The organism is Micromonospora sp. KC723 (genome assembly GCF_004348595.1).
GTDB lineage: Bacteria > Actinomycetota > Actinomycetes > Mycobacteriales > Micromonosporaceae > Micromonospora.
Genome location: NZ_SMKD01000005.1, coordinates 40,656 through 63,103 on the forward strand (window position 1 = coordinate 40,656; position 22,448 = coordinate 63,103).

Genomic DNA, 22,448 nt, shown 5'->3' on the forward strand with positions numbered 1-22,448 from the left:
GTACGCTGACGCCGTGCTCATCCTGCTGCCGCCCTCCGAGGGCAAGGCCGACGCCGGCACGGGCCGGCGGCTCGACCTCGCCCGGCTCTCCCTGCCCGAGCTGAACCCGGCCCGGGATGAGGTGCTGGCCGCGCTCGTCGGTCTCTGCGCCACCGACGGGACGGCGGCACTGGCGGCGCTCGGGCTCAGCCCGGGCCAGCGGGGCGAACTGGCCCGCAACGCGCGGCTGGACCGGGCCGCCACCGCGCCGGCCGCGCAGGTCTACACCGGGGTGCTCTACGAGGCTCTCGGCCTGGCCACGCTGCCGGCCCCGGCGCTGCGGGCCGCCCGCCGGTCGGTGCTGGTCAGCTCCGGTCTGTGGGGCGCGGTACGGCTCGCCGACCGGATCCCGCCGTACCGCTGCCCGATCGGGGCGAAGCTGCCGGGGGTGGGGGCGCTGTCGGCGTACTGGCGGCGGGTGCTGGCTCCGGCGGTGGAGTCGGCCGCCGGGGACGGCCCGGTGCTGGATCTGCGTTCCGGGGCGTACGCGGCCACCTGGACGCCGCGGGGTGCGCTGGCCGGGCGGACGGTGACCGTGCGGGTGCTGCACGAACGGGAGGCCGACGGCCGGGTGACCCGCACGGTGGTCAGCCACTTCAACAAGGCCACCAAGGGGCGGCTGGTCCGCGACCTGCTGGTCGCCGGTGCCCGGCCGCGCGGCGCGGCCGGACTGGTCGCCGCGCTACGCGACCTGGGGTACCAGGTCGAGGAGCAGCCGGTGGCCGCCGGCCGGCCACGTCAGGTCGACGTGGTGGTCACCGAACTCTGACCGTGCCGCAAGATTTGCTCAAGGCTGGGTCGGATCGGTGGAACCGGGGCGTGCGGGAGGCGACGGTAAGGGAAACCGACGCCGAGGAGGAGCGGTCCATGGCCCCGCAACCCACCCTGCTCGACCGGCCCCGTCCGCCGGCGCCCCCGCCGCCGATGGACTGGCTGACCCTCGGCGACGCGTTCGAGGTGGCCTGCCTGCTCCGCTGCACGCCCCCACCGGCGACCGGTCGCCGAGCGGTCGAACCGTACCGGCCGGCCGCCGAGTTCAACCGGCAGGACGCGGCGCTGCGGATGCGCCAGTTGCTCACCCGGCTCGGTGTGCCGGTGGAGCACGAGGTGGTCAGCGGTGGGCTGCGCCGCCGGTACGAGCTGCACCGGCTGCACGTGCCCGACCAGCACCGGGCCCGGTACGCCGAGCTGTGCGGGTCGGGGTGGCGGCGGGGCCGCCGGGAGCTGCTGGGTGGGCCGGTGGCCGGGGCGTCGAGTGCGCGAACGGTCTGGCGGGGCCGGCTCGCCGCGGCGGCCTGGCGGTCCGCGCTGCTCGCCGGTGGCCGGCACGTGCGCCGGCACATCCTCGGGATCCGGCTCGCCGACCGGGAGCTGGCCGCCGTGCTGGTGCGCGGCGCCGCCCTGCTGGAGGTGCCCGCCCTGCTGCGCCCCGGGGCGGGCTGCCTCGTGGTGAGCGTGGCCGACGGCCCCGACCGCCTGAAGATCGTCGAACGGGCATCCCTGGCCCCCACCCGTCCGGCCGGGCCGGGCATGACGGCCGGTTGAGGCTGACCGGGTCCGTCCGGTCGGGCACGACAACGGGGACGGGCCGACCCGCTCGGTGGCCCGCTCCGGCAGCCTGACCGTCAGCCACGACGACCGGCCGCCGGCGTCGCCGCCGTCGGGAGCTTGCGCCGGTGGCGCCGCACGGCGCAGAGTGCAGCCCGTGAGCCGATGCTGGTCCACCCTCACCCGGCGGCGCGTCGCCGCCCCGTCCGCGCTGCTGATGCTGCTGGTCCTGGTGACGACGGGGCTGACCGCCTGCCGTGACTCACCGAACGAGTCGACACTGATCCGCATCGCCACCGGCAGCCCGACCGCCGTCTACCACGCCTTCGGGCAGTCGCTGGCGGCCGTGCTCAACCGGGAGCTGCCCGGCGTCCGGGCCAGCGTGGTGGTCACCGCGGCCTCCGCCGAGAACGTCCGGCTCGTCGGCGCCGGTCAGGCCGAACTCGGCTTCACCCAGGCCGACGTGCTGCCCGCCGGGCCGGCCTCGCCACCGTCGGTCCGCGCGGTGGCCCGGGTCTACGACGACCTGCTGCACCTGGTCACCACCGCCGGCGGGCCCGTGCGGACGCTCGCCGACCTGCGTGGCCGGCGGGTGTCGGTGGGTGCGGCCGGGTCGGGCACCGAGATCACCGCGACCCGGCTGCTGGAGGTGGCCCAGCTCGGCGGTGCCCAGGTCCGCCAGCTGCACCTCGGCCTCGACGACTCGGTCGCCGCGCTGCGGGCCGGAAGGATCGACGCGTTCTTCTTCTCCGGCGGCCTGCCGGTACGCGGTGTGCGGCAGCTGGCCGGCGCGTCGGCGACGAGGATAATCGACCTCGGCGAATGGACCGAGAAGCTGCGCCGCGGCTACCGCGAGGTGTACGTGTCGCGGGACATCCCCCGCTCGGTGTACGACCTGGACCCGGTCACCACCGTGGCCAACCCGAACTACCTCGTCGTCCGCGCCGACCTGCCGGACTCGCTGGTACGGGAGGTGACCCGACTGCTGATGGAACGCCGCACGGAACTGGCGGCGGCGCACCCGGCCGCCGGGCGGATGAATCCCCGCTCGGCGATCGCCACCGCGCCGTTGCCGCTGCATCCCGGGGCGGCGGACTGGTACCGCTCGATCAAGCCCTGACGTCACCCGGGTCCATCGACCGTGGGGCCGCCACCGCCACCGGGTGATCCGCCGTCGCGGCCCCGGCCGGGTCGCCGCCGGCGGCCGGCGCAGCCGGCGTGGGCGTCCCCCGGTCCGGCAGGCCGGCAACGCTGTCCCCGGCCTGCCCGGTGGCCGCCCCGCCGTCCCAGGGGGCCGGAAACCACACCTCGGCGACCAGGCCGCACCGGTCTCCCGGACGCATGGTGAGCCGGCCGTCGGAGGCGTCGACCAGCACCGCGACGATGGTCAGGCCCAGCCCCGCGCCCTCGACGTTCTGCGCGTCCGGCGCCCGCCAGAACCGCTCGGTGGCCTGTTCGAGCTGATCCGGGGTCATTCCCGGGCCGGTGTCGGAGACCTGGAGGAGGATTCCGCCATCGACGTGCCGGACGGTCACGGTCACCACGCCCCGCTCCCCGCTAAACTTGACCGCGTTGTCGATCAGCGCGTCGAGAGCCTGGTCGACGGCGGTCGGGACGGTCCGGGCGTACGCCGGGCCGTCGGCGGCCAGCCGCAGCGTCACCGACCGGTGCCGGGCCAGCGGCTCCCACGCCGCGACGCGGAAGGCGGCCAGTTCCGCCGCGTCGACGGTGATCCGCTGGTTCTCCTCCCGCTCCGCGCGGGCCAGGGTGAGCAGCGCGTCGAGCACCAGGGCCAACCGGTCGGTCTCCTCCAGCGCCAGTCGGTGCTCGGCCAGGCCGTCCGGGTCGGTGAGGCTCGACCCCAACTCCTCGACCCGCAGCCGCAGCGCGGTCAGTGGGTTGCGCAACTGGTGACTGGCGTGCGCCACGAAGGCGCGCTGCCGGTCCATCACGTCGGAGACCACGTCGGCCATGTTGTTGAAGCTGGCCGCGAGACGGCGCAGCTCGGGTGGGCCGAGCCGGTGCTGCACCCGCGCGCCCCGGTCCCCCTCGGCGATCTCGTGGGTGACCGCGTCCAGCTCGGTCACCGGGCGCAGCACCCAGCCGGCCAGCCCGAAGGCGGTGGAGACGCAGGCCAGCACGGCGAGCAGCCCGATCCCGGCCAGCAGCAGCCACCAGGCGGTGACGGTACGCCGGACCTCGTCCGCCGGGGTGGCGGTGACCACCGCGCCGAGCACCTCGCCGCCGTCGTTGATCGGCACCGCCACCACCAGCGGACCGTCGACCCAGGGCCAGACCGCCTCCGGGGCGCTGAACTGCTGGCCGGCCAGGGCGCTGTCCAGCGCCGCCGTTGTCCGCGGGTCGTCCCGCCAGTCGGGCGACACCACCACGGTCCGGCCGTCCCGGTCGACCACCGCCGCGCCGATGCCGTACAGCTCGTCGTAGGCGACGAGCTCACCGCCGAGCGGCCCCGGCACGTTGCCGCGCAACGCCGGCCCCGCCAGCGAGGCGAACCGGGTCGCGTCGGCGAGCCGGTCGGCGCGGACCCGGTCGGTCTCCCGGGAGGCGAGGGTGGCGGCCAGCGGCGTCTCCAGCGCCACCAGCACCAGCACCATCAGCAGCAGGTAGCTGATGACCAGTCGTCGACGCACCGGCGCCCCTCACTCGCCGCGGAGCCGGTAGCCGACCCCGCGCACCGTCTCCACCAGGCGGGGGTCGCCGAGCTTGCCGCGCAGCGAGCCGACGTGCACCTCCACGGTGTGCCGGTCGGCCCAGGTCGTCCCCCAGGCGTCCAGCAGGATCCGGTCCCGGGGCACCGCGACGCCCGGCTGGCGGGCCAGGGAGAGCAGGATGTCGAACTCCTTACGGGTCAGTGCCACCGCCCGGCCGTCGACGGTGACGGTACGGGCGGCCACGTCGACGCGCAGCGCCCCGACCTCGATCAGGTCCCGCGCCGGCGCGGCGTGCGCGGCCCGCCGCAGCACCGCCTCGATCCGGGCCTGGAGCTCCACCATCGAGAACGGCTTCACCACGTAGTCGTCGGCGCCGAGCCGCAACCCGAGCACCCGGTCCCGCTCCTCACCCCGGGCGGTCACCGCGATGATGCCCAGCTGGCTGCTGCGGCGGCGCAGCTCCCGGCAGACGTCGGTGCCGTCGCCGTCGGGCAGGGTCAGGTCCAGCAGCACCAGGTCGCAGGGGGCGGCGGAGAGGGCGGCGGCGACCGTGGCGGCGTGCTCGACCTGGTATCCGCGCCGGGTCAGCGCCGAGGACAGGGCGGCGGCCACCCGTCGGTCGTCCTCGACCAGCAGGATGCGCACCGGTGACCCCCATTCGTCGTACGGATGACCTGCGAATGGTGGCAGAAGCACGCTCGCCGTGGGAGCCCCGGCCCGCAGGCCAGGATCGGGTGGCCCGGCCCGGGCGCCGGGGCGGGCCGTGGGCTGCCGGAACGCGACGAGCTGGTGCCGCCCGGGGACTGGGCCGGCCGACGGCCGCGAGCGGACTGGTGCGACTGGGGCCCGGGACGAACGTGTCGTCCCGGGCCCCGCGCGGCGGTACGGTCAGCGGCAGAGCCGGGCGATCTCCTCCTGGAACCGCTCCATCGGGTTCGCCTCGGCCGGACCGAGCAGGTACGTCTTCAACTCCCGCCGCGCCTCGGTCATCGGGTCGTCGCCGGCCCGGGTCAGCGCCAGGATCTTCTCCAGTTCGCCGCAGTCCACCGAGAGCAGGTACGCCGCCCGCGAGGTCGGGAAGGTGCGGCGGAACTCGTCCTCCGGCAGGCCGCTCGGGTTGGCCACCACATACGGCCGCTGGCTCTGCACGAAGTCGGAGACGACGCTGGAGACGTCGCTGATCAGCAGGTCGGTCTGGTTGAAGCAGTCGAACAGCGCCGGCACCCGCCCGGTGACCACCCGGTGGCCGGGTCCGTCCAGCGTGGTCGCGTCGGTGTCCCCGCCGGCCGCCCGGATCAGCGCCACGAGCCGCTCGTGCACGGCCTTGGCCGCCTTGGACCGGGAGCCGGTCAACGGGTGCGGCTTGTAGATCAGCCGGACCGCGGGCGAGGTGGCCAGCAGGCCCTTGACGATCCGCTCCCCCATCAGCACCAGCGAGGTGTGGTACGGGTCGTCGTCCAGCCACCCCTCCCAGGTGGGGGCGTAGAGCACGGTGAAGGGCCGCTGCGTCGACTCCGCGCCGAAGGTGGCCACGCCGGCGAGCTGCGGGCGGCCGATCTCGACGATGTCCTCGTCGCGTACGCCGACCCCGGCACGCGCGTAGCGCTCGCGGCCCGCCAGGCCGGCGACCCAGACCTCGTCGTACACCTTGCTGTACGGGTTGACACTGGCCTGCTTGTCGCTGTCGCCGTGGCCGACGAAGACGTGCTTCATACCCGGCTCGCGCAGCATGTGGATGTTCGCCCCGACGTTGGCGGCGTACAGGGCGGCGCGCACGGTGCCCAGTTCCAGGTTCATGAAGTCCACCCCGGCCGGTACGCAGACCACCGGCAGCCGGGTGTCGGCCAGCTCGAGGAACGCCTCCTTGCTGCGCATCAGCACGATGCCGCGCTGGTCCAGCGCCTCCGTCGGGGCGAGCCACATGTTGGCCTGGTAGACGTCCTTGGCCGGGCCGGCGAAGTAGAGCGCCACCTCGGGACGGTAGCTGTCGATCCAGCGCTGGAGCTGGGCGAGCAGTTGGTCCTTGCCGGTGCCGCTGCCCCGGCCCCGCAGCCAGGTCAGCACGATGATCGCGCCGATCACCGCCGCCGCGACGGCCGCCGCCGCGCCCGCCGCCAGCACGGGGGCGGCGTCGCCCCGCACGGCGGCCATCACGGCGGCCGGGATGAGCACCACGTTCAGCACGGCCATCCGGACGCCGGCGTTCTCCGACGCCCACCGCGGTGGGCGCGGCGCGGACCGGACCGCGCCCAGCTCGATGTTGCGCACCAGCGCGGAGACCGGGTTCCGCCGGTCGATCATCGTGTTCAGCGCCCCGGCGAACACGGCGATCACCCAGACCGCGGCCGGCAGGAGCAGCAGCCAGGTCAGCTCGACCCCGGTGAGCGGCACCGTGGCGGCCACCAGCAGGACGCTGGCCAGGTCCCGGCTGAGCTGCCGGTACCCGAGGTTGAGGCCGACCTTCTCCAGCAGGACGTCCGACGGCGGCGACCATCGGGTGAGGGCGTACTCACCGACGACGGCGGCCAGTCCGGCCACGGCGAAGACGGGAACCCAGCCGAAGGTGCCCGCGACGAGCATGACCAGATAGGACAGCACCAGCAGCGCGCCACGGGCGGCGGTGCCGATGCGTCCAGTCAACGAGCCGAACAACGAGTACGCTCCCTACGAGATCGATGACGGGCGTAGCCTGACGATCGCTGACGTCACCGGGCGAGGCGACGCTCACGGTGCGACGACCGGGCCAACCGGTCCGACGGTGACTGCGACCTTAACGCGAGGAGACGCCCGGTCGTCCTTCGGGTACACGACTCCCACAATGGTCACAGTTCCGGCCGTCCGCAGGAGGTCCCCCGTCACGCCGGCGGCGTCACCACCCCGGCCCGGTGCTCAACCGCTGCGGCCGTAGCAGGTCATGGCCCCCGGGCCCCGGCGCGCGGCGAACTCCTGGAAGCCCAGGTCGACCGCCATGTCCCGGGCGTACTGGTTGCTGTGGTAGACGCAGATCGTGCCCACACCGACCCGCTGCACGGCGGCTTCGACCTCGGCCTTGGACGGCTGCTGCCGGCCGTCGGCGAACCGGGCCAGCAGCAGCCGGTCCTTGGCGAAGTCGGAGTTGCGGTCGTACTCGACCAGGTAGAAGTCGCGGGGCAGGACGACCCGGACGCGGCTGGTGACGATCAGCGAGGTCCGCATGATCACCGAGGGGGCGAGGAGGAGCCCGGCCGGCCGGTCCTGCTCGGAGATCCAGAAGGCGATCCGCTGCCGCTGCTGGGGCAGCTTCCAGGTCGGCCGGTCGTGGGTCTCGACCCAGCTCACCGGCGACCACATCGGGGTCGCCCAGATCGCGAACGAGGCGACCATCGCCACGGCCACCACCGGACCGACCGCGACCCGCAACGCCCGGGTCGCCGACGGCACGTCCACCGTGCAGAGCAGACCGATCAGCGTGGGCAGGGCGAGCAGCCAGGGCACCCGCCAGAGCACGACGGAGATCCCGCTGGCCGCGCCGAGTGCCTCCAGCACCCCGGGGATCAGCAGCACGCTCATGGTCAGCGTGGCGCCGGCCGCGAGCAGCGCCGGGGTGCGGCGGCGGGCCAGCAGCGGGCCGAACCACAGGGCGAGCCCGCTGATCACGCCGACGATGCCGATCATCAGGGTGCGCCGGTAGGTGTACTCGGCGTCGAAGAAGGCGTCGTCCGCGCCGGTGGCGTTCATCCCGCCCAGCACCAGCCGGGACACCACGATCGCCCCGACCGGGTACGCGACGGCGGCCAGCCCACCGATGACGGCGTCCCTGACCCGGCCGACCAGCAGCATGGCCAGACCGGCCGCCCCGACCAGCAGCGGCAGGATGATCGCCGAGGTGGTGGTGAGGCCGGTGGCGGTGACCGACAGCGCGAACACCATCAGCAGCGAGCGGCGGCTGCGGGTGTCGAACCACTCGGTGAGGTAGAGCCACATCAGCGGGATGACCGCCGAGACGAACATGCCCTTGCCCTCGTACAGCCGGGGCAGGTGGAAGGTGCCGAGCGCGGCGTCCGCACCGGCCACGAGGTAGAGGTACGCCACGGCGACGCTGAACGCCAACACCGGCCGGCGCGGGGCCCAACGATGGGTCAGCCGCCACAGGGCGAGGATGGCGAGCACCGCCATCACCGGCAGCGCGAGGTACCAGGTGGCGGAGGCGCCGTGGATGCCCAGGACGTGGCCGAGCGCACCGGTGAACACCTCGATCGACGGGGTGGGCGGCTGCGACCCCATCGCCGGGAGGACGTTCTCGCTGAACAGGAAGTCGTTGAGCGGCACGATGTCGCGCTCGGCCACCCAGGTCGACTTGCCGACGTAGTAGACGTCGTCCGGGGTGTTCCGGGCGATGAGGAGCGAGGAGATCGCCACGCCGACGGAGACGAGCAGCGCGTACGCGGACTGCGGGACGGTGGGCGCGGGCGCGGCGGGCGCGGGACCGGCGAGCCAGGCGCGGCGGGTCATCAGCATGACCCCGACGGCGGCGACCGCGCCGGCGGCGGCCGGGATCCACCAGGAGATCGCGTCGCCGGCCGGGGTGTTGGCCAGGCCGGCGGTGACCGCGGCGACCAGGCCGGCCGCCACCACCGCGAGCAGCAGGCGACGCGGGTAGCCGGTGGCGGGGGTGGCGTCCGGGACGGTCGGACCGGCCGCCGGGCGGGGCGTGGACCACCGCCGCCAGGCGCGCACCGACCACCAGCCGGCGAGCAGGACGCCGCCGGCCACCCAGATCAGGAAGGTGACCGACGGACGCAGGGCGAACAGGAAGGCCGCGTGGTAGAGCACCGTCCAGAGGGCGAAGCCCAGCACCCCGGCGTCGGTGATGACGGCGGGCGCCGCGGCGGTGAGGGCACGCAGCAGGCCGCCGGGGGGTGACGGCGGTCGTTCGGTGGCGGTGTCGGCGGCGCCGGGGCGCGGCGCGACGGCAACGTGGTCGGCGTTCGACACGGGTCGTCCTGTCGTCGTACGGGCAAGGTGCGCGAGGAGACGGGCGGCGGGCGGCGGGCGGCCCACTCAGCTCCGGTCTGGCAAGAGACTAGCCGCAATCGCCCGGCGGAGATGTCCGGCGGGTGTACCAGGGGTGTCGTGGCGGGGTGGCCGTCATCCGGGAACCGACCCGTCGCGCTGCCGGGGCACCGCCGCGTCGGCGGTCAGCGCTGCGGTGACAGCCTCCACCAGGGTGTCGAGATACGTGTCGGTCAGCGGGGTCCGCGCGATGGCGAGCCGCCAGTACAGCGGGCCGGCGATCAGGTCCACCGCGGCGTCGAGGTCGGTGTCGGCTGGCAGCTCCCCACGATCCACCGCGCGGGCGATCAGCCGTCCGCCGATCTCCTGCTGCTGGGCGCGGAGCACCTGTTGCAGGGTCTCGTCGATGGTCGGGTTGCGGGCCGCCTCGGCCAGCAGGTCGGGGATGATCTGCGAGGCGAGCGGGTGGCTCAGCGCGTGCGCCACCACCTGGAACAGCAGGGACAGGTCGCCGCGGAGGGTGCCGGTGTCCAGCGCGGGAAGCTTGTTGCCGGCGGCGGCGACCACGGTCTCCAGGACGAGGTCGAGCTTGGAGCTCCACCGCCGGTAGATCGCGGTCTTGCCGACCCCGGCGCGGCGGGCGACCGCCTCGATGGAGAGCCGGCCGTAGCCGACCGCGGCGAGTTCGTGCATCAGCGCCCGCCGGATGGCTCTGGTGATGTCGCCGCGGAGCACCGCGGCGCCGGCCGGCACACGTCTCTTCTCGCTGGTCATCGGGGAGTCTCCGCAGCTGTCACGCAGGCCAGGTTAGCGCAACGACGCTACGGTTGCGTCCCGACGTGTTTTGCACTACCGTCCACCCAGCGACGAGGCGGCCCTCCGCATCGAGCTCCCACTAAGATTCCATCGTCGCGCGCATCCCTTTGGCACGAAAGATCGGAGCGCCCTTTCATGGCCGACACCGCGCTGGTCGACCCCGTAACGGGCCTGACCCAGGCGCAGCTGGCCGCCCGGCACGGACTACGGGTCGCCGGTGAGCGCCCCTCCCTGGCCGAATACAGCCGCCGGCTGTGGGCCTACCGGCACTTCATCGCCGCGTACGCCAACGCCAAGCTCGTCGCCTCGTACAGCAACGCGAAGCTGGGTCAGATCTGGCAGGTGCTGACCCCGCTGACCAACGCCGCCGTCTACTACCTGATCTTCGGCGTGGTGCTGGCGCAGAAGGAGATCCCGAACTTCATCGCGTACCTGACCACCGGGCTGTTCATCTTCAACTTCACCCAGAGCGCGGTACTGGCCGGCACCCAGTCGATCAGCAGCAACCTGGGACTGATCCGGGCGCTGCACTTCCCCCGGGCCTGCCTGCCGGTGGCCGCCACACTCACCCAGTTCCAGCAGTTGCTGGCCTCGATGGTCGTGCTGGTCGGCATCGTGCTGGTGACCGGTGAGCCGATCACCCCGGAGTGGCTGCTGATGGTGCCGGCGCTGCTGTTGCAGGCGGTGTTCAACGCCGGGGTCGTGATGGTGGTGGCCCGGATGGGGTCCAAGTCCAGCGACCTGAAGCAGCTGATGCCGTTCATCATGCGCACCTGGATGTACGGCTCCGGCGTGCTGTACAGCGTCTCGCTGTTCAAGCGGCTGCCGGAGTGGGCGGCCACGCTCATCCAGTACAACCCCATGCTGGTCTACATCGAGCTGGCCCGGCACGCGCTGCTGGAGCAGGCGCCGCTGCTCAACGAGTCGCTGACCCAGCTCTGGCTGGTCGCAGCGGCATGGGCGGTGGTGGCCGGGATCGGTGGCTTCGTCTACTTCTGGCGCGGCGAACAGGAGTACGGCCGTGGTTGAGCACCTCGAGGCGTCGAACGACGCGACCATCACCCTTCCCCGGGTCGGCGAGCGCATCCCGACCGTGGTGGTGGACGACGCGCACGTGATCTACCGGGTACACAAGGGCGCCGGCGGCGGCACCACCCCGGTGGCCGCGCTGCGCCGGCTGGTCAAGCGCACCTCCGCGCCGAACATCCAGGAGGTCCACGCGGTCAAGGGGGTCACCTTCACCGCGTACCGGGGCGAGGCGATCGGGCTGATCGGCAGCAACGGCTCCGGTAAGTCGACCATCCTGCGGGCCATCGCCGGCCTGCTGCCGGTCAACCGGGGCGCGGTCTACACGCAGGGCCAGCCCTCCCTGCTCGGCGTGAACGCCGCCCTGCTCAACGACCTGTCCGGGGAGCGGAACGTCGCGCTCGGTTGCCTGGCCATGGGCATGCACCCGGACGACGTGGTCCGGATGACTCCGGAGATCATCGAGTTCTCCGGGATCAACGAGCGGGGCGACTTCGCCAGCCTGCCGATGCGGACGTACTCCTCCGGCATGGCGGCCCGGCTGCGTTTCTCCATCGCCGCGGCGAAGAAACACGACGTGCTGCTGATCGACGAGGCGCTCGCCACCGGCGACAAGGGCTTCCGCAAGCGCAGCGAACAGCGGGTCCGCGAGCTGCGGGAGAGCGCCGGCACGGTGTTCCTGGTCAGCCACCAGCTCTCCTCGGTGCGGGACACCTGCGAACGGACGATCTGGCTGGAGTCGGGGCTCATCCGGATGGACGGACCCACCGACGAGGTCATCCGGGCATACGAGGCGTTCTCCAACAAAAAGTAGAATCTATCCCACGACACCGCACCGGAGACCGCGTCGCCCCGTTGGGGCGGCGCGGTCCGCGCGTTAAGGTTCAACCCGTCGCCACTCGGGCGCCATCTTTCGTTCAGCTCCCCCTGAGAGTGAGGATCGGCAATGACGCAGGACCACACCACTGGCCCGGACGCCGCACCGGAGACCCCGGCGCCGTGGCGGCCCTCGCGGACGGTGGCGGTGGTGCTGGCCGGCGGCACCGGGACCCGGCTCGGCCTGGGCATCCCCAAGCAACTGCTGAAGATCGCCGGTAAGCCGATCATCGAACACACCCTGGCCGTCTTCGAGGCCGCGCCGGAGATCGACGAGATCATCGTGCTGATGGCCACCGGCCACGTCGAGCAGGCCCAGCAGATCGTCGACAAGGCCGGCTTCCGCAAGGTCAGCAAGGTGATCGAGGGCGGCGACACCCGCAACGCCACCACCCGGATCGCGCTGGACGCGGTGGGCGAGGGCGACGTCAACATCCTCTTCCACGACGCCGTCCGGCCACTGGTCAGCGCCCGGATCGTCCGCGAGTGCGTCAACGCGCTCTGGACGTACTCCGCGGTCGACGTGGCGATCCCGTCGGCCGACACGATCATCCAGGTCGACGAGAACGACTGCATCACCGACATCCCGGTCCGCTCCACCCTGCGTCGCGGCCAGACCCCGCAGGCGTTCCGCTCCGGGACGATCCGCGAGGCGTACCGGCGGGCCGAGGGCGACCCGCACTTCGCGGCCACCGACGACTGCGGTGTGGTGCTGCGGTACCTGCCCGGCACGCCGATCAAGGTGATCGACGGCTCGGACGAGAACATCAAGGTCACCCACCCGGTCGACGTGCACCTGGCCGACAAGCTCTTCCAGCTCGCCGCCGCCCAGGCCCCCCGGCTGACCGACCACCGCAGCTACACCGAGGAGCTGACCGGCCGTACGGTCGTCGTCTTCGGCGGCAGCTACGGCATCGGCCACGACCTGGCCGAACTGGCCCGCCGGTACGGCGCCCAGGTCTTCCCGTTCAGCCGTTCCAGCACCGGCACCCACGTCGAGCGGGCCGAGGACGTGCAGGCCGCGCTGAAGACCGCGTTCGAGACCACCGGCCGCATCGACCACGTGGTGGTCACCGCCGGCATCCTGGAGAAGGGCGCCCTGACCGACCTGGACGAGGAGACCATGGACCGGGTGCTCCAGGTCAACTTCGTCGGGCCGGTCATCGTGGCCCGACAGTCCCTGCCGTACCTGCAGCAGACCAAGGGGCAACTGCTGCTCTACACCTCCAGCTCCTACACCCGCGGGCGGGCCAAGTACGCGCTCTACTCCGCCACCAAGGCCGCCCTGGTCAACCTGACGCAGGCGCTGTCCGACGAGTGGGCCGAGTTCGGCGTACGGGTCAACTGCATCAACCCGGAGCGCACCGCCACCCCGATGCGCACCAAGGCGTTCGGGGAGGAGCCCGAGCACACCCTGCTCGCCGCCGAGGCGGTGGCCCGGTCGTCGCTGGACGTGCTGATCTCCGACCTCACCGGCCAGGTGATCGACGTACGCCGGGCGCCGGGTGAGCCGGCCGCGGTGCCGGCCCAGCCGACCGCCGCCGACGCCGACCGGCTCGCCAACGCCGGCTGACCCACGTACCTCCGAGGCGGGCGATCGACATGCGTGGTGACCTGGTCAGAAAACTGATCGCGCGGTGCCTGACCACCGGCCTGGCCGTGGTCGCGTTCCTGGTGGTGGCGCTCACCGGCGCCACCGGGTGGGGTCTGGCGCTGGCGGTGGCCGCGCTGGCCGCCGCCGCGGCGGAACGCCGGGTCCGTTCGAACGCGGACATCACCGCCGAGACGGCGCTGCTCGCCGCCGCGATCCTGGGCGGGTACGCGCGCCGGCTCGACGGCGGCTTCGACCCGGTGTTGGCGCTGGCCGGGCTGGTGCTGCTCGGGCTGGTGCTGCTGGTCGGCCCCCTGCGCGACGCCGGCAACCTGGAGATCCGGGCGGCGAACCTGCCGGTGCGTACCTGGACCCCGCTGGTCGCCGCCCGGCTCGACGCGACGCTGCTGGCCCTGCTCGTGGTGGTCGCGGTCGCCGCCGCCGGCCCCCTGCCCGCCGTGGTCGCGCTGGCCGCCGCCCTCCTGGTGGCCGGGGCCTGCGGGGCGGTCGGCCTCGACCTGGCCCGACGGAGGTTCCGGCCGAGAGCCGGGGGCGGGCCGGTGGCCCGGGCGCTGCGGGCGCACCAGCCGGAGTTCCTGCTCTACTTCTCCGCCCCGCCCGGGTCCGAGTACCAGGTCACCATGTGGCTGCCGTACCTGCAGCGGTTGGGCCGGCCGTTCCTGGTGCTGCTGCGGGAGCCGGAGTTCCTGCCCACCATCGCCGCGGCCACCTCCGCGCCGGTGGTCTACTGCCCCACCCTGAAGGCCATGGACCAGGCGCTGGTGCCGAGCCTGCGGGTGGCGTTCTACGTCAACCACGGCGCTAAGAACAGCCACTGCGTCCGGTTCACCCAGCTCACCCACGTGCAGTTGCACCACGGTGACAGCGACAAGGCCCCCAGCGCCAACCCGGTCTCGGCGATCTTCGACCGGATCTTCGTGGCCGGTCCGGCCGCCATCGAGCGGTACGCCCGGGCCGGCGTGGAGATCCCCGCGGAGAAGTTCGTCGTGGTCGGTCGCCCCCAGGTCGAGTCGATCGAGGTACGCCCCGAACCGGCCCTCGGCCTGCCCAACCCGACCGTGCTCTACACGCCGACCTGGACGGGGCACCACGCCGACGCGAACTACTGCTCCCTGCCGGTGGCCGAGACGCTGCTACGCCGGCTGCTCGACCGGGGCGCCACGGTGATCCTGCGGGCCCACCCCTACACCACGCAGAACCCGGCGTCGGCGCGGCACCTCGCCCGGTTGACGGAGCTGCTCGCCGCCGACCGGGCCCGCACCGCGCGGGGGCACCTGTGGGGCGCGGCGGCCAGCCGCGAACTGACCCTGACCGACTGCGTCAACCGGGCCGACGCGCTCGTCTCGGACGTGTCCGGGGTGATCTCCGACTTTCTCTACTCCGGCAAGCCGTACGCGGTGACCGACATGGGTGTCGACGGCGACGACTTCGTCGCCCGGTTCCCCCTGGCGGCATCGGGCTACGTGCTGCGGCGCGACATGTCCAACGTCGACGACGTGCTGACCCGGTTGTTGGACACCGACCCACTGGCCCCGGCCCGGTGGGAGACGCGCCGCCGCTACCTCGGCGACTTCCCGGCCGCCTCGTACGCCGACGGGTTCCTGGACGCGGCCCGGCGTGAGCTGGAGCCGGGCGGTAGGCCACCGTCGCCGCGCGCCGCGGCCCCGGCGAGGCGGGATGCCGCACCCCTGACCCCCACCGCCTGAGCGGAGGAGCACGCCGGCCACCGGCCGGCCCGAGCGGGCCCGCTGCCGCACACCTGCTCCCCGACACCGCGACGGGCGCCGGTCCTCGACCGAGGACCGGCGCCCGTGGCGCGGGGCGGATCAGGCGGAGTAGCCGCGGGTGGCGATCCAGTTCGCCAGGTCGGCCGTGGTGATCCAGTACTCCGGCAGGCTCGGGTCGGCCGAGTCGGCGATCCGGACCAGCCGGCCGCTGTCCCGGTACCCGATCACGGCGATGTAGTGGCCACCCGGGAAGGAGTGCCAGCCACCGGCGGTGTCGGTGGCGTCACCGGCCACGTTGGCGACGACCCCCCGCCGGGCGGTGATCGCCGCGACCACGTCGGCCCGGAGCTGGGCGACCTGCGCCGCGTTCGGGGTGCCCGGGAACATCCGGGTCCGGTACGGGTTGCCCTTGACGAACTGGTTGAGCACCCGGGTGGTGTCCAGGGCCGAGTTGGTGCCCATCTCGGTGGTGCCCAGCGCGCCGGCCAGCCCGTCCTGGGTCCGGTCGATGCCGGCCGCGCTGAGCGCGTGGCGCACCGCCGCGGGGCCGCAGTAGTAGTAGGTGACCTGGGCCTGGTAGTCGTAGTCCAGGATCTTCGACGCCGGGGGCTTGGGAGCCGCCGTCCGGGTCAGGTCGGGGTCGGCCGCCCTGCGCTTGGTCGAGGGCGTGGCGGTGGGCGACGGGGTGGGGCTCGCCGAGGGCGACGGGCTGGCGGCCGGGGTGCTGACGGCCACACGGGCCTGGTTCCGGCTGGCCACGTCGGCCAGGCGCGGAGCCGCCTCGACGAGGGCGGCCGGAGTCTGCTGACGGGCGGGCGACTCGTCGGCGCCGGCGACCAGCACGCCGGTGCCGGTCGCCAGCAGGAGCGCGGCGGCGGAGCCCACGACGACCTGGTACGGACGCTCGGTGGCCAGGCGCCGCAACTGCCGCCTGAGGTGGTGCTTCACGTGTTCCTCCACGGTACGAGGGCCGGAGCGGCACGCCGGATCGGCGCGTGGCGGAAGGCGTCACGCGCGAAACGGAGGGACGGGCCGCTCGGCGGGGGGAGCGCCCGGGCGGTGGCCGGGCGTCGGGGCGGATGCCGGGGTCAGGACGCGACGGCGCGGCCTACCGGCGGGTGCACCCCGGTACCGAGGTGGAGCGCAGGTGAGGGATGTGGGGCACGGGGATGGAACTCCTTCCGACACCGCCTACCGGGTTAGCTGACGGATTCGGGCGGGAAGATCGCCCTACCGCGGGTCCGGGCCCACGGATTCACCCCAGACTTGCTTGGGTCCCCGGTTCGTGTGAGCCACGATTCGGCGGGTCGGCGCGGCGTCGCCTTCTGCGATCGGAAACCGCGCCGGACCGGGGTGACACTACTGGCAGTGGCACCCCACGCCAAGCCTCCTGAGCTGCGTAAACGTCATCTGCCGGGACAGTTTCCGGTGCAGTTCGGCACTGACGTGACTCAATGGGACGACTGACTTTCCAGGCATGAGGGGACAACAACCGGACACCGGAGGCGACAATGCCGCGCATCGCCGTGGTCGATGTCACCGCCTGTCACCGGCTGCCCGTTTCCGCGACGACGTGACCGGGCTCACCGTGTTCGGATAACGATTCCGGCGCGCCGCCCACCCGATCGACCCGGCTCACCCGACCCGGGCCGGTCGCCATCGGGTCGCGGCGGCGGTACGGGGTGCGGTCGCGGCCCGGGACCGGGCGGGCACCCGGTCCGGCCGCAGTCGCTGCGCCGCCGCGTACGCCTCGACAGCGAGGGCGCGGGCCGCCTCGGCTGCCCGTTCGGCGTCCCGCCAGGCCGCGCGTTCCCGGTCGGCCGCCGCCAGGTATGCCTCCCGCCGGCTGTCGCGCACGGCGCGGGCCAGCCGCACCTCCTGCTCGACGGGGTGCCGCCGGGGATCCCAGCCGTCGCGGTGGGCGAAGACGTCCCGCAGCCGCTGCACCGGCAACTCGCCGCGCCAGTGCGCCGCCACGACGGCCCGGTGCAGCCAGCGCTCCCGCGCGGCGTACTCGGCCGGCGTGCGGGGGGTACGCGGGGTCGGCAGCGCCCCGGCGCCGACGAACCGACGGGCGGCCGTCTCCGCCTCGTCGTACGCCGTCCAGGCGCGGTCCACCTCCTCCTGGGCGGCCAGCCACGCGTCCCGCCACCGCGGGGCGGTCCGGGCGGCGTGGGCGGCGGCCACGGCGACCTCCCCGGCGTACCGGCGCAGGTCCGCCGCTTCGACGGCGGGATCGTCGGTCGGGGCGGCGTCCTCGTCGAGCGGGTCCTCCCGCTCGGGTCGGGCCACCAGCACGGTGAGCAGGGTGAGGGCGAGGACCAGCAGGACCGACCAGATGGCGGCGGCGGTCGGTACCTCGATCAGGAATTGGTAGAGGACGGCGTTCACGGTCGGCACCTCCCGGGAGCGGGACGCGGATCAGGGGAACCGCACCTCGCCGAGCGCTACTCGCCGGCCGTCGGGCTGGCCGGGGCGCTCGGGCGGACGCGGGGGTGGGATCGAGAGGGCGTGTCGCGGGTGGTCGCGTGGCGGTCAGGCGACGGGCGGCGCGCGCGGACCGGAGGCGGCCGGCGTCGCCCCGGCCCGGCCGGGGAGTTCCCCGGTGCCGGTGGCGGCCGGAGCGTCGGGCATCGCGACCGCCGGACCGACCGGCAGCGGCGCGGCCGGCGGGATCTCGCTGGCGGCGTGGTGCCGGGCGGCGGCCTCCCCGCCGGGCACCACGGCGGCGGTCGGCGCGGCGGCGGTCGGCGACCACGCGGGGCCGGGCGGGGCCACCGCCAGGGCGGACCCGACGGGGACCGGTGGACCGGTGAACAGCGGTGGAGCGACGGGCGCCGGCCCGGGCGGGAACGTCACGCCGTCAGGCACCACGGTGCCGCCAAGGGAGAGCGCGACCGCAACGGCGAAACTGGTCAGCAGCCGGCACGCCCAGCGCGTCACCCACCACAGAGGATTGGTGAACGCGACCGCAGGCACGGTTCCACGCTACCGCCGAACCACTCAGGACGCAGCGCTGACGGCGTGTCGCACGGTCACGTCGGAGTCAGGGCCGCCCGTACGTCGCCGTACCACCGTGCGGCGTCCGCCCGGGGACCGTGGCCCGTCGGTGGGCCGTTCGGGGCACGGTGGACGGTCAGCCGGGGTGGCCGGCGGTGGACCGCGACGACGAGGTGGCGGCCCGACGGGTGACCGGCACGGGGGCGTCGCCCGACGCCGGCCGATCGCCGGCCTCGGCGGGGGTCGGCGCACCAGTCGCCGCCGACGCACCGCTCGGGTCCGCGCGCACGGGTGGACGGCGGCGGGGGGCCAGGCGGCGCATCATCGGGATCTCCACCCAGCGGTGCAGCATGGCGGCGAACAGTAGGTTCACCGCCAGGAAGCCGAGCACCACCAGCGGCCCCGACCAGCCCGGCAGGCCGACCCCGAGCTGACCGACGGCCCGCAGCACGGTGACCATCACCAGCACGTGCACCAGGTAGAAGGCGAAGGAGACCTCACCGAGCCAGACCAGTCGGCGGTGGCGCCACGGCGAGCGGCGTCCGCGCACGTCCGCGTCCGCCGCCGCGGTGATCACCAGGAGGTACGCCACGGACAGGACCGCCGCCCACAGCTCGGCGCGGACCCACAGGCCCGCCACCACCCAGGTGGCCACGAAGACGAGGCTGGCCAGGGGCAGCCGTGGACCGCGCCACCGGCCCCGGCGCATCAGCTCGGCGGCGACCACGCCCAGCCAGAACTCGGTCGAGCGGACCAGCGGGAAGATCTGGGTGAACCACCAGGTGCTCTCGTCGGGAACCAGGAGCTGACCCGGCCAGAGCGCCACGATCACCAGTGGCACCGCCACCACCACCGACCAGAGCAGAGCGGTGCGGGCACGGCGCACCGCCGGTAGCACCAACGGCAGGCAGAGGTAGAAGAACAGCTCGCAGGAGAGCGACCAGCTCACCGTGTTGATGCTGTAGAAGTAGCCGGGGGTGGGATCCCAGGCCTGGACCAGGAGCAGGTTCTCCAGGGCCGCGCGGGGCACCACCGGGTCGGCGAACCACCACATCACCGCCAGCGCCGCCGCCCAGGTCAGCACGTGGTTCGGGTAGATCTTGGCCAGCCGCCGCCGCCAGAAGTCGCGCCGCCGCTCGCCGTCGCGGGCCGACCACACCAGCACGAAGCCGCTGAGGATGAAGAAGAACTGCACCCCGGACAGGCCGAGGGTGAAGATCCCGTCGACGACCGCCTTGGCGTCCGGGTCGCCGACGATCCGCATGGTGCCGGCGTGGTAGCCGAAGACCAGCATCGCGGCCACCCAGCGCAGCCCGGTCAGCGAGGGCAGTCGGCTCGCCGAGGGGGTGGTCGGGTCGGACCGCCCTGCCCCGGCACGGATCGACACCACGTACGTCCCCTCCTCGGCCGCGTCGTCGCCACGGCCCGGGGCGACGTCCCACCACGGCCCCGGTGAGGACCGCCGCCGGGCACCCTACCCGCTCACCGCAGGTCGGACACCTCTCCGGTACGCGGCCAACCACGAGGGGCCGGCGGCGACACCTCACCTGCGGAGGCACCGGCAGTGGCCACCTGTTAACCCTGTGCTCACAAGCTGTTCAACCACCCCATCTTTGCCGGATACGTCAGGTTCCGTGCCTGGCCACCCGGATGCCCGAGGGTGGCCGGGTGGTCAACCAGTCCGCGCCCACCCCGCTGCTGAGCGTCGTCGTCCCGGTCCACGGGGTGGAGGCGTACCTGCACCAGTGCCTCGATTCGATCCGCGAGGACGTCCCCGCCGCCGACGCGGGCGCGGTGGAGATCGTCGCCGTCGACGACGCCTCGCCGGACCGGTGCGGTGAGCTGCTGCGGGAGTACGCGGCGGCCCACCCGGGCGTCCGCACCGTCCACCTGGACGTCAACGTCGGTCTGGGTCCGGCCCGCAACGCCGGGCTGGACGTGGCCACCGGTGACTACGTCTGGTTCGTCGACAGCGACGACTGGCTGCCGCCGGGCACCATCCCGGCGGTACTGGCACGCCTGCGGGCGCACCGCCCGGACGTCATGATCGTCGACCACCTGCGGGTGCACGAGGACGGCCGGCACGAGACCGACGCCAGCAGCCCGCTGCTGCGCGGTACGCCGGACGTGGTGCGGCTGGCCGACCGGCCGCAGCTGCTGCGCGTGCAGCACACCGCGTGGAACAAGGTGGTCCGCCGAACCTTCCTGGACGAGTTGGAGTTGCGCTTCCATCCCGGCTGGTACGAGGACATCCCGTTCAGCCATCCGCTGCTGATCGGCGCGGAGCGGATCTGCGTGCTGGACCGGGTCTGCTACCACTACCGCCAGGGCCGGCAGGGCGCGATCACCTCCACCCGCAGCGGCCGCCACTTCGACGCCTTCGACCAGTACGACCGGCTGCTGGACTGGGTACGGCGGCGGTACCCGGACGACCGGCTGCACGCCGAGCTGTTCGGGCTGATGGTGAACCACATGCTCGTGGTGGTCGGCAACGACGACCGGCTGCACCCGCACCTGCGGCGCGCCTTCTTCCGCCGGGTGGCCGAGCAGTACCGGCGCCACCTTCCGGCGAGCGGCTACCCCCGCCCGGGCGGCGTGGCCGGGATCAAGCACCGGCTGGTCGGCCGGGACAGCTACCTCGCGTACGCGGCGTTGCGGCGCGCCCACCGGATGGCGGGCCGGGTGCGGCAGCCCGCCGCCCCGCCCACCACCGCCGAGCTCGCGACCGCGCCGGCCGGGCCGGGCCGGGCCGCCGCGGTGGACGACCCGGCACCGTCCGGACCGGTACGGGCGGACGGGTCGGCCCAGGCCGGACCGGCAGGGACGCACGGGTCGGCCCAGGCCGCACCCGCGCGGACGGACGGGTCGGCACAGCCGGACGTGCTGGCGGGGCAGGGCACTCCGTGAGGGTCCTGGTCGGTGGTTCCGGTCTCCCGAGCCGGACCGGCCGCCCGGCACGGCCGGGTCGGGGCGGAAGATGTTCCGGTCGTCCGTGGACGACGACGAGGCAAGGACCGCGCATCGGCGCGGACGCACAGTGAACAGGGGTCGGGCATGACGGTGACAGTGAAGATCGGACCACACCTGGTGGGGGCCGGTGAACGTCCGTTCGTGGTCGCCGAGATGTCCGGCAACCACAACGGGGACCTGGACCGGGCCCTGGCCATCGTGGACGCCGTCGCGGCCAGCGGCGCGCACGCGCTGAAGTTGCAGACCTACCGGCCCGACACGATCACCATCGACGTCGACTCCCCCGCCTTCCGGATCTCGGGCGGCCACGAGCTGTGGGGCGGCGAGAACCTGTACCGGCTCTACGAGAAGGCCCACACCCCGTACGAGTGGCACGCGCCGATCTTCGCCCGGGCCCGGGAGCGGGGGCTGACCGTCTTCTCCTCACCCTTCGACCCGACCGCGGTGGAGCTGCTGGAGGAACTGGACGCGCCGGCGTACAAGATCGCCTCGTCGGAGCTGGTCGACCTGCCGCTGATCCGGCTGGTGGCCGGCACCGGCAAGCCAATGGTGATCTCCACCGGGATGGCCACGGTCGCCGAGATCGACGCCGCGGTGCGTACCGCACGGGAGGCGGGCGCGGGCGGCATCGTCCTGCTGGCCTGCACCGCCTCCTACCCGGCGCCGCCGGGCGACAGCAACCTGCGTCGCATCCCGGTACTCGCCGACCTGTTCGGGGTGCCGGTGGGCCTGTCCGACCACACCCCCGGCATCGGGGTGCCGGTCGCCTCGGTGGCGCTGGGTGCCTGCTTCATCGAGAAGCACGTGACGCTGGACCGGTCCGACGGTGGAGTGGACTCCGACTTCTCGCTCAACCCGGCCGAGCTGGCCGCGCTGGTCGTCGAGTCGGAGCGGGCGTACGCGGCGCTGGGCGGGACGATGGTCGGCCCGACTCCGGCCGAGCGGGAGGGGTTGCGCTTCCGCCGGTCCCTCTGGGTCGTCGAGGACGTCCGCGCCGGCGACCCGGTGACCGAGCGGAACGTCCGCTCGATCCGGCCGGCCGGCGGGCTGCCCCCGGCGACGATCGGCACCGTGCTCGGCCGCGCCTTCGCCGTCGACGTTCCCCGGGGCACCCCGCTGAGCTGGGACCTGATCTGACGCCGCCGCCGTCCCGGATCACCGGGACGGCGG

General features: G+C 73.7%; 17 protein-coding genes, 1 pseudogene and 1 riboswitch. Of the genes and pseudogenes, 9 read left to right on the forward strand and 9 right to left on the reverse strand.

Annotated features, from left to right (window positions below):
- Positions 1-13 precede the first annotated feature (13 nt).
- The 3 genes from yaaA (at position 14) to E1165_RS02655 (ending at position 2,707) form a co-directional block, all read left to right on the forward strand.
- On the forward strand, positions 14-808 hold the full coding sequence (yaaA, locus tag E1165_RS02645) for a peroxide stress protein YaaA (protein ID WP_132387302.1): 795 nt from the start codon (positions 14-16) through the stop codon (positions 806-808).
- Between the two features lie 98 nt (positions 809-906).
- Positions 907-1,584 (forward strand): hypothetical protein, encoded by a 678-nt coding sequence (locus tag E1165_RS02650; protein WP_132387304.1) that lies wholly within the window; start codon positions 907-909, stop codon positions 1,582-1,584.
- Positions 1,585-1,744: 160 nt separating this feature from the next.
- Positions 1,745-2,707 (forward strand): TAXI family TRAP transporter solute-binding subunit, encoded by a 963-nt coding sequence (locus E1165_RS02655; protein WP_371687292.1) that lies wholly within the window; start codon positions 1,745-1,747, stop codon positions 2,705-2,707.
- A gap of 172 nt (positions 2,708-2,879) precedes the next feature.
- Here E1165_RS02655 and E1165_RS02660 read toward each other — a convergent pair.
- From E1165_RS02660 to E1165_RS02680, 5 genes and pseudogenes are all read right to left on the reverse strand, one after another.
- Positions 2,880-4,238, reverse strand: a pseudogene (locus E1165_RS02660) (sensor histidine kinase); the annotation flags it as partial.
- Between the two features lie 9 nt (positions 4,239-4,247).
- On the reverse strand, positions 4,248-4,904 hold the full coding sequence (locus E1165_RS02665; protein WP_132387306.1) for a response regulator transcription factor: 657 nt from the start codon (positions 4,902-4,904) through the stop codon (positions 4,248-4,250).
- A gap of 243 nt (positions 4,905-5,147) precedes the next feature.
- Complete coding sequence (locus tag E1165_RS02670) at positions 5,148-6,911, reverse strand: CDP-glycerol glycerophosphotransferase family protein (protein WP_207916505.1); 1,764 nt, start codon at positions 6,909-6,911, stop codon at positions 5,148-5,150.
- 237 nt (positions 6,912-7,148) lie between these two features.
- Positions 7,149-9,233, reverse strand: coding sequence for a DUF6077 domain-containing protein (locus E1165_RS02675; RefSeq protein ID WP_132387308.1), 2,085 nt, complete (start codon positions 9,231-9,233; stop codon positions 7,149-7,151).
- Between the two features lie 153 nt (positions 9,234-9,386).
- Positions 9,387-9,986, reverse strand: coding sequence for a TetR/AcrR family transcriptional regulator (locus E1165_RS02680; RefSeq protein ID WP_132387363.1), 600 nt, complete (start codon positions 9,984-9,986; stop codon positions 9,387-9,389).
- A gap of 216 nt (positions 9,987-10,202) precedes the next feature.
- On the opposite strand from E1165_RS02680, the gene E1165_RS02685 reads away from it, so the two are divergent.
- The 4 genes from E1165_RS02685 to E1165_RS02700 all read left to right on the forward strand — a co-directional run bounded on the left by E1165_RS02685 (position 10,203) and on the right by E1165_RS02700 (position 15,287).
- Positions 10,203-11,096 (forward strand): ABC transporter permease, encoded by an 894-nt coding sequence (locus E1165_RS02685; RefSeq protein ID WP_132387310.1) that lies wholly within the window; start codon positions 10,203-10,205, stop codon positions 11,094-11,096.
- Positions 11,089-11,907 carry an ABC transporter ATP-binding protein gene (locus E1165_RS02690; protein ID WP_132387312.1) on the forward strand — a complete coding sequence of 273 codons (819 nt, stop codon included), beginning with the start codon at positions 11,089-11,091 and terminating at the stop codon, positions 11,905-11,907. The genes E1165_RS02685 and E1165_RS02690 overlap by 8 nt, the downstream gene beginning before the upstream one ends.
- Positions 11,908-12,039: 132 nt before the next feature.
- Positions 12,040-13,542: a bifunctional cytidylyltransferase/SDR family oxidoreductase gene (locus E1165_RS02695; protein ID WP_132387314.1), complete on the forward strand. Its 1,503-nt coding sequence runs from the start codon at positions 12,040-12,042 to the stop codon at positions 13,540-13,542.
- A 29-nt stretch (positions 13,543-13,571) separates the two neighbouring features.
- A complete protein-coding gene (locus tag E1165_RS02700) occupies positions 13,572-15,287 on the forward strand; it encodes a CDP-glycerol glycerophosphotransferase family protein (protein ID WP_132387316.1) in 1,716 nt (571 codons plus the stop codon).
- Between the two features lie 120 nt (positions 15,288-15,407).
- Here the strand turns inward: E1165_RS02700 and E1165_RS02705 are convergent, their stop codons facing one another.
- From E1165_RS02705 to E1165_RS02720, 4 genes are all read right to left on the reverse strand, one after another.
- Positions 15,408-16,268, reverse strand: a complete 861-nt coding sequence (locus E1165_RS02705) for a C39 family peptidase (RefSeq protein WP_207916507.1) — start codon at positions 16,266-16,268, stop codon at positions 15,408-15,410.
- Between the two features lie 213 nt (positions 16,269-16,481).
- A riboswitch (cyclic di-AMP (ydaO/yuaA leader) is annotated at positions 16,482-16,623 on the reverse strand.
- A 320-nt stretch (positions 16,624-16,943) separates the two neighbouring features.
- Positions 16,944-17,699, reverse strand: coding sequence for a hypothetical protein (locus tag E1165_RS02710; RefSeq protein WP_243704558.1), 756 nt, complete (start codon positions 17,697-17,699; stop codon positions 16,944-16,946).
- A 144-nt stretch (positions 17,700-17,843) separates the two neighbouring features.
- Entirely contained in the window at positions 17,844-18,287 is a 444-nt protein-coding gene (locus E1165_RS02715) for a hypothetical protein (protein WP_132387322.1), read from the reverse strand.
- Between the two features lie 157 nt (positions 18,288-18,444).
- Positions 18,445-19,698 (reverse strand): acyltransferase, encoded by a 1,254-nt coding sequence (locus E1165_RS02720; protein ID WP_243704559.1) that lies wholly within the window; start codon positions 19,696-19,698, stop codon positions 18,445-18,447.
- Positions 19,699-19,976: 278 nt separating this feature from the next.
- On the opposite strand from E1165_RS02720, the gene E1165_RS02725 reads away from it, so the two are divergent.
- A complete protein-coding gene (locus tag E1165_RS02725) occupies positions 19,977-21,215 on the forward strand; it encodes a glycosyltransferase (protein WP_243704560.1) in 1,239 nt (412 codons plus the stop codon).
- A 147-nt stretch (positions 21,216-21,362) separates the two neighbouring features.
- Complete coding sequence (pseI, locus tag E1165_RS02730; protein ID WP_132387324.1) at positions 21,363-22,415, forward strand: pseudaminic acid synthase; 1,053 nt, start codon at positions 21,363-21,365, stop codon at positions 22,413-22,415.
- The last annotated feature ends 33 nt before the right edge of the window (positions 22,416-22,448 follow it).

Coding starts and splice junctions, on each gene's coding strand:
- E1165_RS02650 (WP_132387304.1), top strand. CDS start 907: ATGGCCCCGCAACCCACCCTGCTCGACCGGCCCCGTCCGCCGGCGCCC.
- E1165_RS02685 (WP_132387310.1), top strand. CDS start 10,203: ATGGCCGACACCGCGCTGGTCGACCCCGTAACGGGCCTGACCCAGGCG.
- E1165_RS02695 (WP_132387314.1), top strand. CDS start 12,040: ATGACGCAGGACCACACCACTGGCCCGGACGCCGCACCGGAGACCCCG.
- E1165_RS02700 (WP_132387316.1), top strand. CDS start 13,572: ATGCGTGGTGACCTGGTCAGAAAACTGATCGCGCGGTGCCTGACCACC.
- pseI (WP_132387324.1), top strand. CDS start 21,363: ATGACGGTGACAGTGAAGATCGGACCACACCTGGTGGGGGCCGGTGAA.